Annotated in this window: 20 protein-coding genes; 14 read left to right on the forward strand and 6 right to left on the reverse strand. The window is 32.3% G+C overall.

Annotated features, from left to right (window positions below; translation table 11 throughout):
- Positions 1 to 72: 72 nt before the first annotated feature.
- The 3 genes from V6624_RS17190 to V6624_RS17200 form a co-directional block, all read right to left on the reverse strand.
- On the reverse strand, positions 73 to 903 hold the full coding sequence (locus V6624_RS17190) for a Cof-type HAD-IIB family hydrolase (protein ID WP_338839503.1): 831 nt from the start codon (positions 901 to 903) through the stop codon (positions 73 to 75).
- 137 nt (positions 904 to 1,040) lie between these two features.
- Positions 1,041 to 1,403, reverse strand: coding sequence for a DUF1801 domain-containing protein (locus tag V6624_RS17195; protein WP_338839504.1), 363 nt, complete (start codon positions 1,401 to 1,403; stop codon positions 1,041 to 1,043).
- A gap of 118 nt (positions 1,404 to 1,521) precedes the next feature.
- A complete protein-coding gene (locus V6624_RS17200) occupies positions 1,522 to 2,472 on the reverse strand; it encodes a PhoH family protein (protein WP_111283008.1) in 951 nt (316 codons plus the stop codon).
- 263 nt (positions 2,473 to 2,735) lie between these two features.
- Here V6624_RS17200 and V6624_RS17205 point away from each other — a divergent pair, with 263 nt between their 5' ends.
- From V6624_RS17205 to V6624_RS17240, 8 genes are all read left to right on the forward strand, one after another.
- A complete protein-coding gene (locus tag V6624_RS17205) occupies positions 2,736 to 3,563 on the forward strand; it encodes an SAM-dependent chlorinase/fluorinase (protein WP_338839505.1) in 828 nt (275 codons plus the stop codon).
- Positions 3,564 to 3,574: 11 nt separating this feature from the next.
- A complete protein-coding gene (locus V6624_RS17210) occupies positions 3,575 to 4,060 on the forward strand; it encodes a hypothetical protein (RefSeq protein WP_338839506.1) in 486 nt (161 codons plus the stop codon).
- Positions 4,061 to 4,194: 134 nt separating this feature from the next.
- Positions 4,195 to 4,491 carry a putative quinol monooxygenase gene (locus V6624_RS17215; protein ID WP_095930016.1) on the forward strand — a complete coding sequence of 99 codons (297 nt, stop codon included), beginning with the start codon at positions 4,195 to 4,197 and terminating at the stop codon, positions 4,489 to 4,491.
- 60 nt (positions 4,492 to 4,551) lie between these two features.
- Positions 4,552 to 4,926 carry a YbbC/YhhH family protein gene (locus V6624_RS17220; RefSeq protein ID WP_338839507.1) on the forward strand — a complete coding sequence of 125 codons (375 nt, stop codon included), beginning with the start codon at positions 4,552 to 4,554 and terminating at the stop codon, positions 4,924 to 4,926.
- 70 nt (positions 4,927 to 4,996) lie between these two features.
- Entirely contained in the window at positions 4,997 to 5,722 is a 726-nt protein-coding gene (gene gldF, locus V6624_RS17225; RefSeq protein WP_338839508.1) for a gliding motility-associated ABC transporter permease subunit GldF, read from the forward strand.
- Positions 5,722 to 7,407, forward strand: a complete 1,686-nt coding sequence (gldG, locus tag V6624_RS17230; protein ID WP_338839509.1) for a gliding motility-associated ABC transporter substrate-binding protein GldG — start codon at positions 5,722 to 5,724, stop codon at positions 7,405 to 7,407. The genes gldF and gldG overlap by 1 nt, the downstream gene beginning before the upstream one ends.
- Positions 7,408 to 7,514: 107 nt before the next feature.
- Positions 7,515 to 8,633 (forward strand): DNA polymerase III subunit beta, encoded by a 1,119-nt coding sequence (dnaN, locus tag V6624_RS17235; RefSeq protein ID WP_111283020.1) that lies wholly within the window; start codon positions 7,515 to 7,517, stop codon positions 8,631 to 8,633.
- 487 nt (positions 8,634 to 9,120) lie between these two features.
- On the forward strand, positions 9,121 to 9,750 hold the full coding sequence (locus tag V6624_RS17240; RefSeq protein ID WP_338839510.1) for a DsbA family oxidoreductase: 630 nt from the start codon (positions 9,121 to 9,123) through the stop codon (positions 9,748 to 9,750).
- 88 nt (positions 9,751 to 9,838) lie between these two features.
- Here V6624_RS17240 and V6624_RS17245 read toward each other — a convergent pair whose 3' ends face one another.
- Complete coding sequence (locus tag V6624_RS17245; protein ID WP_262510489.1) at positions 9,839 to 9,970, reverse strand: hypothetical protein; 132 nt, start codon at positions 9,968 to 9,970, stop codon at positions 9,839 to 9,841.
- 224 nt (positions 9,971 to 10,194) lie between these two features.
- Between V6624_RS17245 and V6624_RS17250 the strand changes: the two genes are divergently transcribed.
- The 6 genes from V6624_RS17250 to pdeM all read left to right on the forward strand — a co-directional run bounded on the left by V6624_RS17250 (position 10,195) and on the right by pdeM (position 16,727).
- Positions 10,195 to 10,512 (forward strand): hypothetical protein, encoded by a 318-nt coding sequence (locus V6624_RS17250; RefSeq protein WP_338839511.1) that lies wholly within the window; start codon positions 10,195 to 10,197, stop codon positions 10,510 to 10,512.
- A gap of 17 nt (positions 10,513 to 10,529) precedes the next feature.
- Positions 10,530 to 10,916 (forward strand): YidH family protein, encoded by a 387-nt coding sequence (locus tag V6624_RS17255; protein ID WP_338839512.1) that lies wholly within the window; start codon positions 10,530 to 10,532, stop codon positions 10,914 to 10,916.
- A 15-nt stretch (positions 10,917 to 10,931) separates the two neighbouring features.
- Positions 10,932 to 11,936 carry a ligase-associated DNA damage response exonuclease gene (locus tag V6624_RS17260; RefSeq protein WP_338839513.1) on the forward strand — a complete coding sequence of 335 codons (1,005 nt, stop codon included), beginning with the start codon at positions 10,932 to 10,934 and terminating at the stop codon, positions 11,934 to 11,936.
- A gap of 84 nt (positions 11,937 to 12,020) precedes the next feature.
- The gene (locus tag V6624_RS17265) at positions 12,021 to 13,622 is read left to right on the forward strand and encodes an ATP-dependent DNA ligase (RefSeq protein ID WP_338839514.1); all 1,602 of its coding nucleotides are present in this window, start codon (positions 12,021 to 12,023) and stop codon (positions 13,620 to 13,622) included.
- On the forward strand, positions 13,623 to 16,082 hold the full coding sequence (locus V6624_RS17270; RefSeq protein ID WP_338839515.1) for a ligase-associated DNA damage response DEXH box helicase: 2,460 nt from the start codon (positions 13,623 to 13,625) through the stop codon (positions 16,080 to 16,082).
- Between the two features lie 6 nt (positions 16,083 to 16,088).
- Positions 16,089 to 16,727, forward strand: coding sequence for a ligase-associated DNA damage response endonuclease PdeM (gene pdeM, locus V6624_RS17275; RefSeq protein WP_338839516.1), 639 nt, complete (start codon positions 16,089 to 16,091; stop codon positions 16,725 to 16,727).
- Between the two features lie 170 nt (positions 16,728 to 16,897).
- Here pdeM and V6624_RS17280 read toward each other — a convergent pair whose 3' ends face one another.
- Both V6624_RS17280 and V6624_RS17285 read right to left on the reverse strand, forming a co-directional pair.
- Positions 16,898 to 17,419 (reverse strand): hypothetical protein, encoded by a 522-nt coding sequence (locus V6624_RS17280; protein ID WP_338839517.1) that lies wholly within the window; start codon positions 17,417 to 17,419, stop codon positions 16,898 to 16,900.
- Positions 17,397 to 17,858, reverse strand: coding sequence for a hypothetical protein (locus tag V6624_RS17285; protein WP_338839518.1), 462 nt, complete (start codon positions 17,856 to 17,858; stop codon positions 17,397 to 17,399). The genes V6624_RS17280 and V6624_RS17285 overlap by 23 nt, the downstream gene beginning before the upstream one ends.
- Between the last annotated feature and the right edge of the window lies 1 nt (position 17,859).

The following is a 17,859-nucleotide window of genomic DNA, read 5'->3' on the forward strand; positions in this document are numbered from 1 at the left end:
ATTTTAAGATTCAGAAATAAAAAAATCCCTGAATGATTTATTCAAGGATTTTAATTTTAATATGTTTCAAAATTAGCTTGTTGCAAATTCTTTATCTAAAATTTTAGATGCGATATATTTTGCTACTCCGTCTTCTGCATTTGTTTTAATTACTTCTAAATCAGGTAAAGCATCTTTTAAAATTGAAGGCGCATTTCCCATAATTAATCCTTTACCGGTTGCAGACAACATTTGCAAATCATTAAAACCATCTCCAAACGAAATAGCTTCATCCAAAGTAAAACCTTCTTTTTCAAGCACTTTTGCAATGGCGACCGCTTTATCTACCGATTTGTCCATAAATTCTAAACAAGTTGGTAAACTAAAAGCGTGATGTAAATGCTCTGAAGAATTGGCTAAAACAGCATCTCTTACTTTTACCAATTTCTCATGATTATCGCATGAAAAGAAAATTTTGATAGCTTTGAAATCTTCTATGGTTTTGTAATCAACTAATTCTGGACGGTATTTTAATTCGGCTTGAAAAGAGTTTAATCTTTCATTCCATTTATTAGTCTGCCAAACGTTTTCTTTAAATAACACAACTGTAACGTCTGGATCAATTTCTATATTTAATGCCGCTTTAACCACATCGCTGTCCAAATTAAAAGCAAAAAGTTCTTCTTTATTTGGTGAATGAATTCTTCCTCCGTTAGAACTTACAAGATAAACTGGCACTGCAAGTGTCTCTATAATAGCCATTGCATCAAGGTGATGACGTCCTGTAGCTACAACAATCAAATAACCTTGATTATGAAGTTCTTGAAAAATTGATTTAGTATACTCTGATATTCTGTGTTGTGGGTTGAGTAAAGTTCCGTCAAGGTCACTTACTACAACTTTTATATTTTTAAGTTTTGTCATATTAATTATCAAATTCGATGATGTGCAAATTTACGGTTTTAAGCTCGGCTAGACAAAGATTACAAGCTCTGAAGGCTAAAATTGAGGTAAGTTTATTATTTATTTAACTATTCGGTTAAATATTGCTTTTTAAACAATTAAACTTTAACAATTCCCGTTTTATATAAATTTATCGCTTTTTGGATTATCGCTTCTATTTGCTGCAAAGGCAAATCTTCATTACTATCAAACATCATAATCTTCATCCGTGAGCGATTTTCCTGAATGAGAAAATCTTCATCAAAATGTTTTCCTTCTACGATTCCAATATAAGGCTTTTTGAGTTTTTTATGAATCCATAAATAACAGAACATTTTTCCTTTATAAGAGAAAAAAGGCATTCCATATTTCAAAGTGTTTGAAATGTCTTGATTTTGTTTTAAAATGATTTCTTTTAATGCCAAAAATATTCCTTTTATAGGCTCTTCTTGGTTTAGGTAGAAATCATCTAGTTGTTTCATTTTTTTTTAATAAAAAAAATATTCGTTTTGCACCTTTACTAGAAACGTACAAAACGAATATTAATAAATGTTAAAACACAATTCACGATTTACATTTAACATTTGACTAAAATTATTATTAATCGTGATTCTCGATTTGTTTGTAAGCATCAATTACCTTTTTAACCAATCTGTGGCGTACGATATCTTTATCATCCAGATAAATAATTCCGATACCTTCAATATCTTTCAGAACCAAAATAGCTTCTTTAAGACCAGAAATAGTTCTTCTTGGTAAATCGACCTGTCCAGGATCACCCGTAATCATAAATTTGGCGTTTTTTCCCATACGGGTCAAAAACATTTTCATTTGCGAGTGCGTGGTATTCTGTGCTTCATCAAGGATTACAAAGGCATTATCAAGCGTACGTCCGCGCATAAAGGCAAGTGGCGCAATCTGAATAATTCCTTTCAAAATATAATCTTCTAATTTTTCATTCGGAAGCATATCACGCAACGCATCGTAGAGCGGCTGCATGTACGGATCAAGTTTTTCTTTCATATCCCCAGGAAGAAATCCAAGATTTTCTCCGGCTTCAACCGCTGGACGTGTTAGAATGATCCTTTTTACTTCTTTATCTTTTAGCATTTTAACCGCCATAGCAACACCGGTATACGTTTTTCCGGTTCCAGCAGGACCAATAGCAAAGACCATATCGTTTTTCTTAATAGTATCAACCAGCAATTGCTGATTTGGCGTCATTGCTTTGATTATCTTACCGCCAACACCATGAACTAAGATTTTATCATGATCATAAGATCTTTTTTCTTCTTGACCATCACTCATTATTACACGTTCAATTACATTGTCATCAATATTATTATAACGCGTAAAATGAAGCATTAATCTTTGAAATCTCTTTTCGAATTCGTCTAAAACTTCTTTTTCGCCAAATGCTTTTAAAGTTGTCCCTCGCGCTACGATTTTAAGCTTCGGGTAATACTTTTTAATAATTTCTAAATGGCTATCCTGTGCGCCCCAAAACTCTTTTGGAGCAATATCTACTAGCTCGATTATTCTTTCGTTCAAATGAAGTAGTTTTAAATTAAAATAATTCCTTTTAATATTTAGTGGTTGTCGGGTCTTTTTTATTAGTTTCAGTATTCAGTCGCAGTCTCAGTTTAACAAAATAAACTTAAATCAGTGTTTCTGAATATTGTAACAGGCAAATACTTTTAAAAACACAATTTGTCTTTTCTTTCTTTCAATTTGTGTTTACTATTATTAGCTTTGCATTTCTCAAATTTAATGAAAATTAGATTTAAATACTATCAATAGTTATAAACAAAAATATGTCAATAATTACCCTTACTACAGACTACGGCTTAAAAGATCACTTTGTGGGGTCGCTGAAGGGTAAAATACTTTCTGAAAATCCAGAGGTTCAAATCATTGACATTTCTCACGACATTGATCCCTTTAACACTGCTGAAGCAAGTTACATTATTGGAGCTTCTTATTTGAGTTTTCCAAAAGGAACTGTACATCTTATTGGTGTCGATATTGAGCGTAATAAAGAGAACCAGCATATTGCTATGCAATGGAACGATCACTATTTTATTTGCGCCGACAACGGAATCCTGAGTATGCTTACGCAGAAAATTGTTCCGCAGAAAATTGTTGCTATTAATATTCACGATCGTTTCCCGATTGAAGCTACAGATTTGGATATTTTCATTCAAGTTGCTTCACATTTATCAAAAGGCGGTTTATTGAATGTAATTGGAAAAGAGATTTCATCTATTAAAGAAGCTACCGAATTACAAGCTCTTGTGGCCGATGACGGAAATTCTATAAAAGGTAATATCATTTATATTGATCATTTTGGAAATGTGGTAACTAATATTTCTAAAAAACAATTCTTAGAAATTTCACGCGGACGCCCTTATGAAATCGTGATGAAACCAAAAAGCATCAAAACAATTCTGCCGAATTATTCGGCAATTGCAACTTCCGATAAATATCCGATTAAAACTTATGAGGGAGAAAAACTGGCTATTTTTAATGAAGCTGGATTCCTTGAGATTGCTATTTTTAGAAGTAATCCTTCTAAAGTGGGTTCTGCAAATAGTTTATTGGGATTGAATTACCGTGATGTAATTACGATTAAGTTTTCTTAGTTAAACTAAAAATGACTTCGAAAACTAAAAAATACATAATCGAAAATTTAAAATGGCCAATTACAAGCTTAGATTACCTTGGCAAATACTTTATCATGTTTTTTCCTTTTATAATGATTTATGCTGGATTGGGTAAATCTACTGATAATAATGTTGAATTAAATCTAATTGGAGTTGGGATTATTTCATTTATATATATAGTCTACAGAATAGAAAGCGAAAGAAAATTTAGAGAATTACTTTTTAAAAAGGACTTATCAACTCTCGAAATAGGAAAACTATTAGAGAAAAATGGCTGGGTATTAACAAATTGGAGCGATGGAGTTATTCAACTTAGAACTAATAATTCTTACAGCTATGAAAGTCAAACCGTGACTATAATAAGAATTATAAAAGAAAAAATACTCGTTAACACTCAGCCAAATGGCAGACCTCCTTTTACTTTTTTTAAAGACAAACTCAATTATAATCAAGTAAAGAGTGTCTTAAATAATTAAAATTTAAATTTTTATTAGAATTTAGAATTTCAAAATTGGAATTTTATTTTATTACAATCAATTTTGGTACTTTTGCGCACCTGTAAGCAGATTTACAATCTAAAATCTAAAATCAGAAATCTAAAATTGAATACATGTTTGTTCGAATAGTAAAAATGAGTTTTCATGAAGAAAAAATTCCTGATTTTCTAGAGAATTTTGAATCGGTGAAAGAAAAAATACGAAATGCAGAAGGAAATCGTTTTTTAGAATTGTATCAGGACAAAAATGATAAATGTATCTTTTTCACTTACAGTTATTGGGAAACTGAAGAAGATTTAGAAAATTATAGAAATTCTGAGCTTTTTAATACTGTTTGGGATTTTACAAAAAAATTATTCAACGCAAAACCTGAAGCTTGGAGCGTTGATAAATTGGTTAGTTTAAATTAGTTTCAAGTTTAAGGTTTCACGTTAACGTGCAACTTGAAACGTAAAACAAAAAATCAAATTATGAAATATTTTCTCTTATCACTTTTACTAATTACAATTAGCAGTTGTGCACAAAATAGTCGTTTAGTTTTAGGGGAAAAAAATGCAAATGAAGAATTAAAAATTGCTTTATCTAAAAAAACACAGCATAATGTTGTCGATAATAAAAAGATAATTATAAAAGACAGCATTACTGCAATTGAAATCGCAGAGCCAATTTTATTTGATATCTATGGAAAAGAAAAGATAGAAAAACAAAGGCCATATGAAATTTACCTTTTAGAAAATTACTGGGTTATTTCTGGAACTTTGCCTGAAAATTATTTAGGCGGAACATTTCTAATAATTATTGATGCTAGAAATTCACGAATTATAAAAATTACGCACGGAAAATAATTTATAAGTTATTTCAAGAACTTAAAACTTGAAACCTGAAACAAAAAAACTTGAAACAAAATAATAACAAATGAAATCAATCATTTTAAGAGAAATAAAATCCTTTTTTGGCTCTCCAATTGGCTATTTAGTCATTGCGATTTTCTTAATTAGCAACGGACTATTTTTATGGGTTTTTGAAGGAGATTATAATATATTAAATACAGGTTACGCCGATTTAACTCCGTTTTTCACATTGGCGCCATGGATTTTGATTTTCTTAATTCCAGCCGTAACAATGAGAAGTTTCTCTGACGAAAAAAAACAAGGAACTTTAGAGTTATTATTGACTAAACCTTTATCAATTTGGGAAATCGTAAATGGTAAGTTTTTCGGTTCGTTTTTGCTAATTATTCTAGCAATAATTCCAACCTTGATTTATGTAAAAGTGATTTCAGATTTAGGTTCGCCAGAAGGAAACCTTGATATGGGAAGCACAATTGGTTCTTATTTCGGATTATTGTTTTTAATTGCTTCTTATTCAGCAATTGGAATCTTTACTTCTACCCTTTCAGAAAATCAGATTGTGGCTTTTATTATTGCCGTTTTTTTATGCTTTTTCTTTTATTTTGGTTTTGATGGTTTAAGCTCGCTAATTCCAGGTTCAAACGGATTAATTTCAGCTTTAGGAATGCAAAATCACTTTAAAAGCATGAGCCGTGGCGTAATTGATACTCGCGACATTATTTACTTTTTGAGCATTGCAATCGCTTTCTTGTCTTTTACTGTTTACCAATTAAAATCTTTTAAAGCCTAATGAAACTATCTACAAAACATAATTTAAAGACATTAGGCATCACTATTTTTATTTTAGTTGTTTTAAATGTACTTGGAACAATCTTTTTTCATCGTTTTGATTTAACAAAAGATAAACGCTATACCCTTTCTCCGACTTCATTAGGGATTCTAAAACAAGTTGAAAATCCACTTTCTATTAAGATTTATATGGAAGGAGATCTTCCAGCAGATTTTAGACGTTTACAGCAAGAAACCAAACAATTATTAGAAGAATTTCAAGCTTATAATAAAAATATTGTTTTCGAATTTGTTGATCCGTTGGCAAATGAAGATGAAAGCGATGAATTAACAAAATCACTTTTCCAAAAAGGATTAACTCCTATAAATATTACTGTTGACGATAAAGGAAAACAATCTCAAGCAATGGTTTTTCCTTGGGCGGTTGCTGTTTACAATAATAAAGAAGTCAATATTCCTTTATTGAAAAATATAATGGGCGCTTCGACTACGCAAAAAGTTATTGGATCAATTCAGCATTTAGAATATTCTATTGCAGATGCTATTAATAAAGTAACAAAAACTAAACAGAAAAAAGTTGCGATTATTAAAGGAAATGGCGAATTGAAAGAAAGATATATTGCTGGCATGCTGAAGCAAATTCATGAAAGCTATTTAATTGGGCCTTTTACATTAGACTCTGTTGCCAAAAATCCGAATGCTACTTTAAATGAATTGAAGAAATACGATTTAGCCATTATTGCAAAACCAACTGAAAAATTCTCTGACGAAGAAAAAGAAGTTCTGGATCAGTTTATTATGAATGGCGGTAAAACACTTTGGCTAATTGACCAAGTTGCTGCGGACATGGACAGCTTGTACAATGATATGGGCGCGACTTTGGCTTATCCAAGAGACTTAAACCTAAACGATATGTTTTTCAAATATGGATTTAGAATTAATCCTGATTTGATTAAAGACGAACAAGGAAGCCCAATAAAACTGGCTACTGGCGAACAAGGAAGTGCAACGCAATACCAAGATTTTATCTGGAAATTTGCGCCACAGGTTTATCCAACAAGTCAGCATCCAATCGTTAAAAATTTGGGTGGAATTAAATTCGATTTCGCAAATCCGATTGATACTTTGAAAAACGGAATCAAGAAAACGGTTTTATTGCAATCTTCTCAATATTCTAAAACAATTGGTTCGCCTGTAGAAGTTAACTTGAATATGGTAACTGAAAAAACAAGTCCGCAGGATTACCTTAACAAAGGAAATAAACCGCTCGCTGTTTTATTAGAAGGCTCATTCCATTCTGCTTTTGAAAATAGAGTTTTACCATTCAAAGACAATTCTTTTGCCACACAAGGAAAACCAAATAAAATGATTGTTGTTGCCGATGGAGATTTAGCTAAAAATCAACTGGACAAAAATGGAATTCCAGTTGAATTAGGTTACGACCAAAGAACTGGCCAATTATACGACAACAAAGACTTCATTATGAATTGTATCAATTATCTTCTCGATGACACAGGACTTATTAACATTAGAAGCAAAGATATTGAGTTACCACTATTAGACAAAGAGAAAGTTTATGAAAGCTATACTTTAACTCAATTCATAACTATCGGAGTTCCAATTCTAATTTTATTGATATTCGGACTTGTATTTACTTTCATCAGAAAAAGAAAATACAGCAAATAGATGTTAATAAAAAAATGTAATACTTTGGATAGTTTAAGATATATTTGTAATCCGTATATTTAGCCCCAAATTAGATAAAAAGCTTATCAAAAAATAAAATAAAGCAGATGAAATTTATAGTATCGAGTTCGTACTTATTAAAACAATTACAAGTTTTAGGTAGTGTAATCAATAGCAACAATACGTTGCCAATTTTAGACAACTTTTTGTTTGAACTAAACAATAATGAGTTGACCGTTTCGGCTTCAGATCTTGAAACGACTATGTCGGCTACATTATCGATCGATTCTACAAGTAAAGGAAGCGTAGCAGTTCCTGCTAAACTTTTGCTTGAAATTTTAAAAACTTTCCCAGAGCAGCCGTTAACTTTCACTGTTGAAGATAATAACACAGTAGAAATTAGCTCTAATTCTGGTAAATATGCATTGGCTTATGCTGCAGGAGAAGAATTCCCTAAAGCGGTAAGTCTTGAAGATCCATCTGTAACACTTGTTCCTGCAGAAGTTTTAGCAACTGCAGTAAGTAAAACTATTTTTGCAGCTGGAAACGATGATTTACGTCCAGTAATGTCTGGAGTATTCTTCCAGTTTTCACCAGAAGGATTAATTTTCGTAGCTACAGATGCTCATAAATTAGTAAAATATGCTCGTACAGATGTTAAAGCATCTCAAGTTGCAGATTTTATTATGCCTAAAAAACCTTTAAACATTTTAAAAAGTATTTTAGGAAGCTCTGATGCTGAAGTAAAAATTGAATACAACGATTCAAATGCGACTTTCTCATTTGACAATTATATCTTAATGTGTCGTTTAATCGACGGAAAATACCCAAACTACGAAGCGGTAATTCCAAAAGAAAATCCAAATAAATTAATGATTGACCGTTCTTTATTTTTAAGTTCTGTTCGTCGTGTTGCGATTTTCTCTAATAAAACTACACACCAAATTCGTTTGAAAATTGCTGGAGCAGAATTAAATGTTTCTGCAGAAGACATCGATTACTCAAACAAAGCAGAAGAAAGATTGACTTGTGATTATCAAGGTGACGATTTACAAATTGGTTTCAACTCTCGTTTCTTAACTGAAATGCTAACAAACTTGCAGTCTGACATGATCATGCTTGAAATGTCTTTACCAAACAGAGCTGGTATTTTAACGCCTGTTGATGGTTTAGAAGAAGGCGAAACAGTTACTATGCTTGTAATGCCTGTAATGTTAAATAGTTAACATTAAAGTTTCTTTCTGTTACAGGGATATTTTTTAGTTTTAAATAAAAGATATATCATTGTAAAAAAAAAGATATCGCTATTAACCAACCATTTTTTATACCTAGAAACCGCAATTCCTATAAAGAGTTGCGGTTTTTTATTTAGGTTATTTTGAGTTTCAAGTTTCAAGTTGATATGCTATGCGTATAATTTTTACCGCAAAGAACACAAAGGTTTACGCAAAGTTCGCTAAGTTTTATGTTTAATTTTTTTTTTTAGAATGCTAAGAACACAAAGCTTTGCGTCCTTTTTCTTGATAAAGACTTAGAGAAAAGAAAACTTTGCGAACTTTGCGTAAACCTTTGTGCCCTTTGCGTTCCAAAACAATCCTAAACAAAAAACTTTGCGTAAACCTTAGCGTACTTTGCGGTTTAAAAAACACAAAGCATATCAACTTGAAACCTAAAACCCGAAACTTGAAACAACAATTTTCTTATCTTTGAATTATGAAAATAGAAATTTGGTCGGACATCATGTGTCCGTTTTGTTATATCGGAAAAAGACAACTGGAAACTGCACTTGCGGTATTTCCAAATGATGAATTTGAAATCGAATGGAAAAGCTTTCAGCTTGACCCAACTATTACCGCTCAGCCTGATATGGACGTTTACACGTTCTTAGCAGAAAGAAAAGGAATGTCAATTGAACAATCTAAAGAAATGCACAAAGGTGTCGCAGAACGCGCTAAAAGCGTTGGTTTAGATTATAATTTTGATAAAGCTGTTATATCAAATTCTTTAAATGCACATAGAATCATTCAATTGGCTAAAACTAAAAATATAGGCGATCGAATGGAAGAAATCTTCTTTAAAGCTTATTTTACTGACGGACAAGATTTAAACAACGGACAAACCTTAATTAAATTAGGAATCCAAGCTGGATTAGAAGAAAATGAAATTAGAGAAGTTCTAGAAAGCGAAAACTTATTTATTAAAGAAGTAGAATCAGATATTAAAGAAGCTGCCGAAATTGGTGTTCAAGGAGTTCCTTTCTTTGTCTTTGATCGTAAATATGCTGTTTCTGGCGCGCAGCCAATTGAAACCTTTGTAAAAACAATTCAAGAAGTTTTGAAATAAAACTTTAACCTTATGAAAACCTAAAAGCGTGCTGTTTACATTTAAACAGCACGCTTTTATCATTTAGTCTTTTTAATAAACTAAAAAATTAATGACCAGCTCTACCTTTTGAATCATTCGATTTTGTTGTAGTGCTTTTTCCTCTAGAACCAGATGTTGATTTTTGAGTTTTTCCAGAATCTTTCATTCCAGATTTCGAATCTTTTCTTGAAGTTTCCATAATGTTATAATTTTTTAAATTATTAATAGTACAAAGTTGCAAAATACGTAAGTGCTTATTTTACAGAATTATATTTCAGTTTTACAAAATGAGAATTAGACAAGAATAATCTAGAATTAAATCTTGTAAGATTAAAAGTAAATCCTATAATTTTTTTAAGCAGCTTATTTTCAAATTTGTATATATCAAAATTTAGAAAACTTTACTAATTTAAAATAGCAGCCATGAAAAAAGATGTCAACAGCCAAACTGCAAATTTGAATGATTTTAAATGCAGTAAACCCGATCATATTGATACAGCTCATGAAAATGAAGCGATGGATCAAGAATTTACTTCGGGACAAAATGAAGATGTTAACTATAAAAACCACTGTGATCATTCTTCTGATGATTGTTATGAAATTATAGAAAGTGGACTAAATTTAGCTGAAGATAATACTCCTTTTTCAAGTTATGACGACTCAAATCCTTATGACAGTTATAACTTAGATAATGAAGACAACAGATACGATTGTCCTCCTTATAGAAATTTTGAATACTAAAAAGCTTTAAAAAATTTATGTCGCCAAAAAATGATCAGGAAGTTATGAACGAATACTTGTCTAATGAAAGAACTTTATTAGCATGGCTTCGTACGGGAATTGGAATAATGGTTTTCGGATTTGTCGCGGTAAAATTTTCATTGTTTTTAAAACAAATTCCCGCTAAATATTTAGCAGAAACAGTTGCGCCAAAAAGTAATTTTACTATTTATCTGGGAATCGGATTATTGATTGCTGGCGCGTTGACAATTCTGCTGTCTTATCTACGTTACATTCACACAATCAAACTATTAAAAAAAGGAAAGTATCAATATTCAACCGCAATGCTTACCTTTATTACAATGATGCTGTTTGTACTAAGCATATCACTTATTGCCTACTTAATTATCGCAGCAAGCACATAAATTATCTAATTGAAAATGAATCCACCATTATTACAATTTAACGATAAAGGAATTTACTGCCAACAGGCGGATGTTTATCTTGATCCGTGGAGGCCTGTAAAAAATGCGATTATTACTCATGGGCATTCTGATCATGCGCGATGGGGGCATCAAAATTACATCACACATTATTCTAACATTCCGATTATAAAATATCGTTTGGGCGAAATAAACGTTTCTGGCAAAAACTGGAATGAAACTTTTACCATAAACGGCGTAAAGTTTTCCTTTCATCCTGCGGGGCATATTATTGGTTCAGCACAAATTAGAGTGGAATATAAAGGTGAAATCTGGGTTTTTACAGGCGATTATAAAACAGAAAATGACGGAATTTCAGTTCCTTATGAAGTTGTAAAATGTCATTCTTTTATAACAGAATGCACTTTTGGACTTCCTGCATTTAATTGGGAATCACAAAAAAATGTAATGGCTGAAATTAATAATTGGTGGGCAGAAAATCGTGCAGAAGGGAAAACATCTGTACTCTTTGGATATTCTTTAGGAAAAGCACAGCGATTACTAAAATATCTTGACCCAAGTATTGGGACGATTTATACACACGGCGCTATAGAAAATATGACTAATGTTGTTCGTCAGTTAATCGATTTGCCCACAACTGTTCGAGTAACTCAAGAAACTAAAAAAGAAGATTTATTAGGGAATATTGTTCTCGCACCGCCAAGCGCACACGGAAGTACTTGGATTAGAAAAATGACACCTTTTGTAACGGGAACTGCAAGCGGCTGGATGGCTTTTCGAGGCGCAAGAAGAAGACGTGCAGTGGACCGCGGATTTGTAATTAGTGATCATTGCGATTGGACTGGTTTACTAGAAAGCATAAAAGCAACTGGAGCAGAAAAAGTAATCTGCACACATGGATATTCTGATATATTTTCAAAATATCTTCGAGAATTAGGTTACGACGCCAGAACAGCAAACACTCAATTTGAAGGAGAAACCAATAATACAGATGAAGAATAATTGTAAAATGTAAAAAGTTAAATGTAAAAAGACCACATTTAACCTCTTCTCACATTTTACATCTAACATTTTACAACAAAAAAAATGAAAAACTTTGCCGAGCTTATAAAAACCTTAGATAGTTCTAATAAAACATCGGTAAAAGTTGATGCGTTGGCAAATTATTTCCTAAAGTCAAGTGATGAAGACAAAGTCTGGACGATTGCCATACTTTCTCATCGCCGTCCTCCTCGACCAGTTAACACTACTTTATTGCGTTTATGGGCAAATGAACTGGCTGGAATTCCGCAATGGTTATTTGAAGAAAGTTATCATATTGTGGGAGATTTAGCCGAAACAATTGCACTTGTTATTCCCACGACAAAAGAACACTCTGACAAAAGTCTAACTGAATTTCTTCAAGAAATCATTGCTTTAAAAAAGAAAGATGATTTAGAGAAAAAAGAATATTTGCAAACTAACTGGCTTAATTTGAATTATTATGAACGTTTTGTTTTCACGAAGTTAATAACGGGTAGTTTCAGAATTGGTTTAAGTCAGAAGTTGATGACGCGAGCACTTTCTAAAGCAGAAAATATTGATGAAGATACATTGGCGTATAAATTAATGGGCGATTGGAACCCAAATACAATTACATTTCAGGAATTGATTTTGGATGAAAGAAGTAGTGATTATTTATCTAAACCTTATCCTTTTTATCTTGCTTATCCGATTGAAGGTGAACTCGAAAGTTTAGGAAATCCTGAAGATTGGAGCGCAGAACATAAATGGGATGGGATTCGTTCTCAAACGATTATTCGTGATAACGAAATTTACGTTTGGAGTCGTGGTGAAGAATTGGTGACCGATAAATATCCCGAATTTAATTCTTTCATCGGAATGATTCCAAATGGAACTGTGATTGATGGTGAGATTCTTCCCTTCATAGACAATCAAATTGGGACATTTAATGATTTACAAACTCGAATTGGACGAAAAAATGTATCGGCTTCTGTTTTAAAAAATACGCCTGTTATTATAAAGGCTTACGATTTGCTCGAATGGCAGGGAAATGATATTCGAAATCTCCCTTTCGAAGAACGTCGTATTTTATTAGAAGAATTGTTTACTTCATTAATTGGAAAAAATATTCCGTTACAGCTTTCCGAAAGAATCAATTTTTCTACTTGGGAAGAAATCACAAATGAAAGATTAAAATCTCGCGAAATGAAAAGCGAAGGTTTGATGTTAAAACGAAAAGATTCTCCTTATCTCGTTGGAAGGAAAAAGGGAGATTGGTGGAAATGGAAAATTGAACCTTTAGTAATTGATGCGGTTCTCACCTACGCCATGCGCGGTCACGGACGAAGATCAAATTTATTTACTGATTATACTTTCGCGCTTTGGCAAGAAAACGAAAATCAGGAACGCGAACTCGTCACTTTCGCGAAAGCGTATTCGGGCTTAACTGATGCTGAATTCAGAATGGTTGACGATTGGATTAAGAAAAATACTTTAGAACGATTTGGTCCTGTTAGAAGCGTTACACCAAAATTAGTTTTTGAAATTGGTTTTGAAGGCATTGCGCTTTCTAAAAGACATAAAAGTGGAGTTGCAACCCGCTTTCCTCGAATTTTAAGATGGCGTCACGATAAAAAAATAGATGAAGCCAATTCTATTGAAGATTTAAAGAATATGATTTTATAAATGAACAGAGAGCAGTTGTTTACAATCGCCAATAATTGGTTTAAAAGTCAGGGGTGGAAACCTTTTCCATTTCAAACCCAGACTTGGACTGCTTTTTTGCAAGGTAAAAATGGATTATTAAATGCGCCAACAGGAAGTGGAAAAACCTATGCGCTTTGGCTTCCCATCATTTTAAATTACATCAAAGAAAATCCGAATTACAAAACTAAACATAACTCAGGATTAAAAGCGATTTGGATTACGCCTTTAAGGTCTTTATCAGTCGAAATCAAACAAGCAGCAGAACGAGTTTTAACCGATTTAGATATTCCGATGACTGTTGGAATACGCTCAGGAGATACTTCTGCAACAGAAAGAGCCAAACAAAAAGATAAAATGCCCGATTTATTGATTACAACTCCAGAAAGTCTGCAATTGCTTTTGGCTACAAAAGGCTACACCAATACATTTAAAAACTGCAGTTCGATTGTCATTGATGAATGGCACGAATTACTTGGAACAAAACGTGGCGTTCAAATAGAATTGGCTTTATCTCGATTAAAAAAGATTGCCAAAAATTTACGTATTTGGGGAATTTCAGCCACAATTGGAAATCTTCAGCAAGCTCAAGAAGTTTTACTTGGAGTTGAGTCTGAAGCTTATCAGAACTCGGTTTTAATTAAAGCAGTAATTCATAAGAAAATAAAAGTAGTTTCCATTATTCCAGAGAAAATGGATACCTATCCGTGGCGCGGACACATGGGATTGCATTTAATTGATGAAGTTGCTAAAATTATCAAAGCCAGTAAAACTACTTTAATTTTTACAAATGTGCGTTCAGCCTGCGAAATCTGGTATCAGCGATTATTAGAAAAATATCCTGAATTTGCTGGCGAAATGGCGATGCATCATGGAAGTATAGACAGAGAAACCAGACTTTGGGTAGAAAATGCCATTCGAAATGAAGAATTAAAAGTCGTAGTCTGCACTTCTAGTCTAGATTTAGGGGTTGACTTTGCTCCTGTCGAATCAATTATTCAGGTTGGCGGTCCAAAAGGTGTCGCTCGTTTTATGCAACGAGCTGGACGAAGTGGACATCAGCCAGGGAAAGAAAGCGTAATTTATTTTCTAGCCACACATGCAATTGAATTGATAGAAGCTTCGGCATTAAAAAAAGCGGTTGAAAATAGTGTAATCGAAGATCGTGTCCCTTATTTAAACAGCTGGGATGTTTTGGTTCAATATCTTAATACTTTAGCCGTTTCTGACGGATTTTATCCTAATGAGATTTTCAAAGAAATTCAAGGAACCTTTAGTTATCAAACTATCACAACAGAAAACTGGAATTGGATTTTAAACTTCATAACTCAAGGAAGTCAAAGTCTTCATGCTTATAACGAATTCAAAAAAGTAGAAATTGACGAAAACGGCTGTTATAAAATCAATAGCAGAATGATTGCCATGCATCATAGAATGCAGATTGGAACTATTGTGGGAGATGCCGTAATGAATGTGAAATATGTAAGCGGCGGTTATATCGGAACTATTGAAGAATGGTTTATTTCGAAATTAAAACCTGGCGACACTTTTATTTTTGCAGGAAAAAAACTGGAATTATTCAAAATCAGAAATATGCAGGTTTTGGTAAAAAAAGCGAGTCCGAAGAAAGAATCTAAAATTGCGAGCTGGATGGGTGGCCGATTAGCTCTATCTTCACAGATGAGCGAATTGCTTCGAAAAGAATTATATCGCGCCAATACCGATAATCTTTCGTCAGAATTAAAAGCTTTACAGCCTTTATTTAAAAGACAGCGAAAAGAATCTATTGTACCAAGTTCAGATGAATTTTTAATTGAAACCTTCAAAACTCGAGAAGGATTTCATGCGATTTTTTATCCTTTTGAAGGTCGTTTTGTACACGAAGCTTTGGCAAGTTTATTGGCTTTTAGAATTAGTTTATTGCAATCCATAACTTTTTCTTTAGCTTATAACGATTATGGTTTTGAATTGCTATCGGATCAGGAAATTAATATCGAAGCGGTTTTAGATAATAATCTATTTTCAACTGAATATGTGCATCATGATTTGCAAAAAAGTTTAAATTCGACCGAAATGGCAAGAAGAAAATTCAGAGATATTGCTGTAATTTCGGGATTAGTTTTTACAGGTTTTCCAGGAAAAATGGTTAAAACTAAACATTTGCAAAGTGGTTCTCAGCTGTTATTTGAAGTTTTCAGAGATTTTGAACCTGATAATTTATTATTGCATCAAGCATATCGAGAAACATTTGAGCATCAATTGGAAGAAGGGCGTCTAATTTTAGCTTTAGAAAGAATTGCGAATCAAAAAATTATTTGGAAACAATGCTTAAAACCAACTCCTTTCAGTTTTCCAATTATTACAGATCGATTACGAGAGAAATTGTCGAGTGAAACTTTGGCTGAAAGAATCCAAAAAATGACCGCTTCTTATATGAAGTAACAGCTTATGAAAATTCAAATAAAAGACGAAACCTTTATACTTCATCCAAGTGGAGCTGTTTTTTGGGAATCTAAAAAAATCATTATTATTTCTGATGTTCATTTAGGAAAAGTGACGCATTTTAGAAAATACGGAATTGCAATTCCACAAAATGCAATTTCAGAAAATTTTAGAAAAATCACAGATGTTTTAGACTATTTTGAACCTGAAAAAATAATCTTTTTAGGTGATTTATTTCACAGTTCAAAAAATGCAGAATGGGATTTGTTTGAAAAGTGGCTTTCTAATCATAATCAAGAAACCTATTTGATAACAGGAAATCACGATATTATTGATGAAAAACACTATAAATCTATTAGCGTTATAGTTATTGAAATGCTAGAAATAGAAGATTTTTTCTTCACGCATCATCCAACAGAAAAAGACAATTTGTTTAATTTTTCTGGACATATCCATCCTGGAATAATTCTCCGTGGATTAGGATTGCAAAGTTTAAAATTACGTTGTTTTTTTCAAAAACCGAATCAAATGATTCTGCCAGCTTTTGGAGAGTTTACAGGAAAATTTATTTTAAAACCAAAATCAGATCATCATATTTTTGCTATTGCTGGAAATGAAGTTATTATGATAAATAAAAACAATTGAGACAATCTATTTAATTTATTTACAATGTTATAAGACACTATATTTAAAGTATCTATTAAATTATCTCCAGCTAAAACTGGAGATTTAGAATTGATATTTTTGGTGTCTGAAGCATTTGCATAAGACCATAACCGTTTGTCTACTTGAAAGCAAAGTCGCGTCTTGTTGCATTAATTACTACGATTGGAATTTGAATTTTCTTGAAGCTTACCAATTTTTACTAAAATAAAGTTCTCATAGGCTTCTTGCCTTTCGTCGCTTTTTCTCCCTGAAGTAAATCCTTCACTAATTTTATAATTCTTAATAAACTGGCTTTTCTTTGCTCCTAAAGCATAATACCAGCTTCCCATTTCTGATTGAACAAAAATTATAGCTTCATCAAGATTCATTATTTTCTTTTTTGAAATTAACAGACTTGTTTTATATACCGCATTATTGCGAGCATCAAACGTAAACTGAATTTTAGAAGCTATTTGAATATCATATAAAAAATGAATCAAAAAATATACTAAGAATATGCCAATCACACAGCACATTTCTTCTCCAAGATCATTAAAAAACAATAGTAAAGCTATTACTCCTGCCGTTATTCCAGCCAAAAACCACCATGATTGATTTACTGATGTTTTTTGCGGATTTAATGAAAATGAATGAAGCGTTTCTTCGATGTTATATCTTTCTCGAATGTTCATCTAAAATTTCATTAATTTCATTAATCAAATTCTGCATGGATCTAGCTGTAAAACCTTGTGCAATTCCAGTGCATTTCTCCTTGTTATCTTTTCTGTAATAAAGATTTAAGCAAACGTTTGTTGTGATAAAATTATGTCTGACTTTGACCACTTCAAAATGGAGAAAATCAGCAATCGGAATCAGAAGGGGTTTATTAACCAATCCGTTTTTTATTCTAAACTCCTTTCTGTCGAGATCAATACTAAATCCTTCCTGCCAAATCGAAATAAAGCATATCACAGCCAAGACTCCAAAAATGCCAATTACTGCATTATTTTTATAATAAATGCCTCCAATAGTAAAAGCAATCATTCCGAGTACCACAATAAGTCCAAAGCCGTATTGCCTTTTCATGACATAAAGATTTCCTTCTTTTGTGAATTTCTTCAGTTCATTCATT

It is taken from the genome of Flavobacterium ginsenosidimutans (genome assembly GCF_037478105.1).
Classification (GTDB): Bacteria; Bacteroidota; Bacteroidia; order Flavobacteriales; family Flavobacteriaceae; genus Flavobacterium; species Flavobacterium ginsenosidimutans.

Coding starts and splice junctions, on each gene's coding strand:
- V6624_RS17240 (WP_338839510.1), top strand. CDS start 9,121: ATGAAAATAGAAATTTGGTCGGACATCATGTGTCCGTTTTGTTATATC.
- gldF (WP_338839508.1), top strand. CDS start 4,997: ATGAAATCAATCATTTTAAGAGAAATAAAATCCTTTTTTGGCTCTCCA.
- V6624_RS17255 (WP_338839512.1), top strand. CDS start 10,530: ATGTCGCCAAAAAATGATCAGGAAGTTATGAACGAATACTTGTCTAAT.
- pdeM (WP_338839516.1), top strand. CDS start 16,089: ATGAAAATTCAAATAAAAGACGAAACCTTTATACTTCATCCAAGTGGA.
- V6624_RS17245 (WP_262510489.1), bottom strand. CDS start 9,970: ATGGAAACTTCAAGAAAAGATTCGAAATCTGGAATGAAAGATTCTGGA.
- V6624_RS17220 (WP_338839507.1), top strand. CDS start 4,552: ATGAAATATTTTCTCTTATCACTTTTACTAATTACAATTAGCAGTTGT.
- V6624_RS17265 (WP_338839514.1), top strand. CDS start 12,021: ATGAAAAACTTTGCCGAGCTTATAAAAACCTTAGATAGTTCTAATAAA.
- V6624_RS17205 (WP_338839505.1), top strand. CDS start 2,736: ATGTCAATAATTACCCTTACTACAGACTACGGCTTAAAAGATCACTTT.
- V6624_RS17280 (WP_338839517.1), bottom strand. CDS start 17,419: ATGAACATTCGAGAAAGATATAACATCGAAGAAACGCTTCATTCATTT.
- V6624_RS17210 (WP_338839506.1), top strand. CDS start 3,575: ATGACTTCGAAAACTAAAAAATACATAATCGAAAATTTAAAATGGCCA.
- dnaN (WP_111283020.1), top strand. CDS start 7,515: ATGAAATTTATAGTATCGAGTTCGTACTTATTAAAACAATTACAAGTT.
- V6624_RS17195 (WP_338839504.1), bottom strand. CDS start 1,403: ATGAAACAACTAGATGATTTCTACCTAAACCAAGAAGAGCCTATAAAA.
- V6624_RS17190 (WP_338839503.1), bottom strand. CDS start 903: ATGACAAAACTTAAAAATATAAAAGTTGTAGTAAGTGACCTTGACGGA.
- gldG (WP_338839509.1), top strand. CDS start 5,722: ATGAAACTATCTACAAAACATAATTTAAAGACATTAGGCATCACTATT.
- V6624_RS17215 (WP_095930016.1), top strand. CDS start 4,195: ATGTTTGTTCGAATAGTAAAAATGAGTTTTCATGAAGAAAAAATTCCT.
- V6624_RS17260 (WP_338839513.1), top strand. CDS start 10,932: ATGAATCCACCATTATTACAATTTAACGATAAAGGAATTTACTGCCAA.
- V6624_RS17250 (WP_338839511.1), top strand. CDS start 10,195: ATGAAAAAAGATGTCAACAGCCAAACTGCAAATTTGAATGATTTTAAA.
- V6624_RS17270 (WP_338839515.1), top strand. CDS start 13,623: ATGAACAGAGAGCAGTTGTTTACAATCGCCAATAATTGGTTTAAAAGT.
- V6624_RS17285 (WP_338839518.1), bottom strand. CDS start 17,858: ATGAATGAACTGAAGAAATTCACAAAAGAAGGAAATCTTTATGTCATG.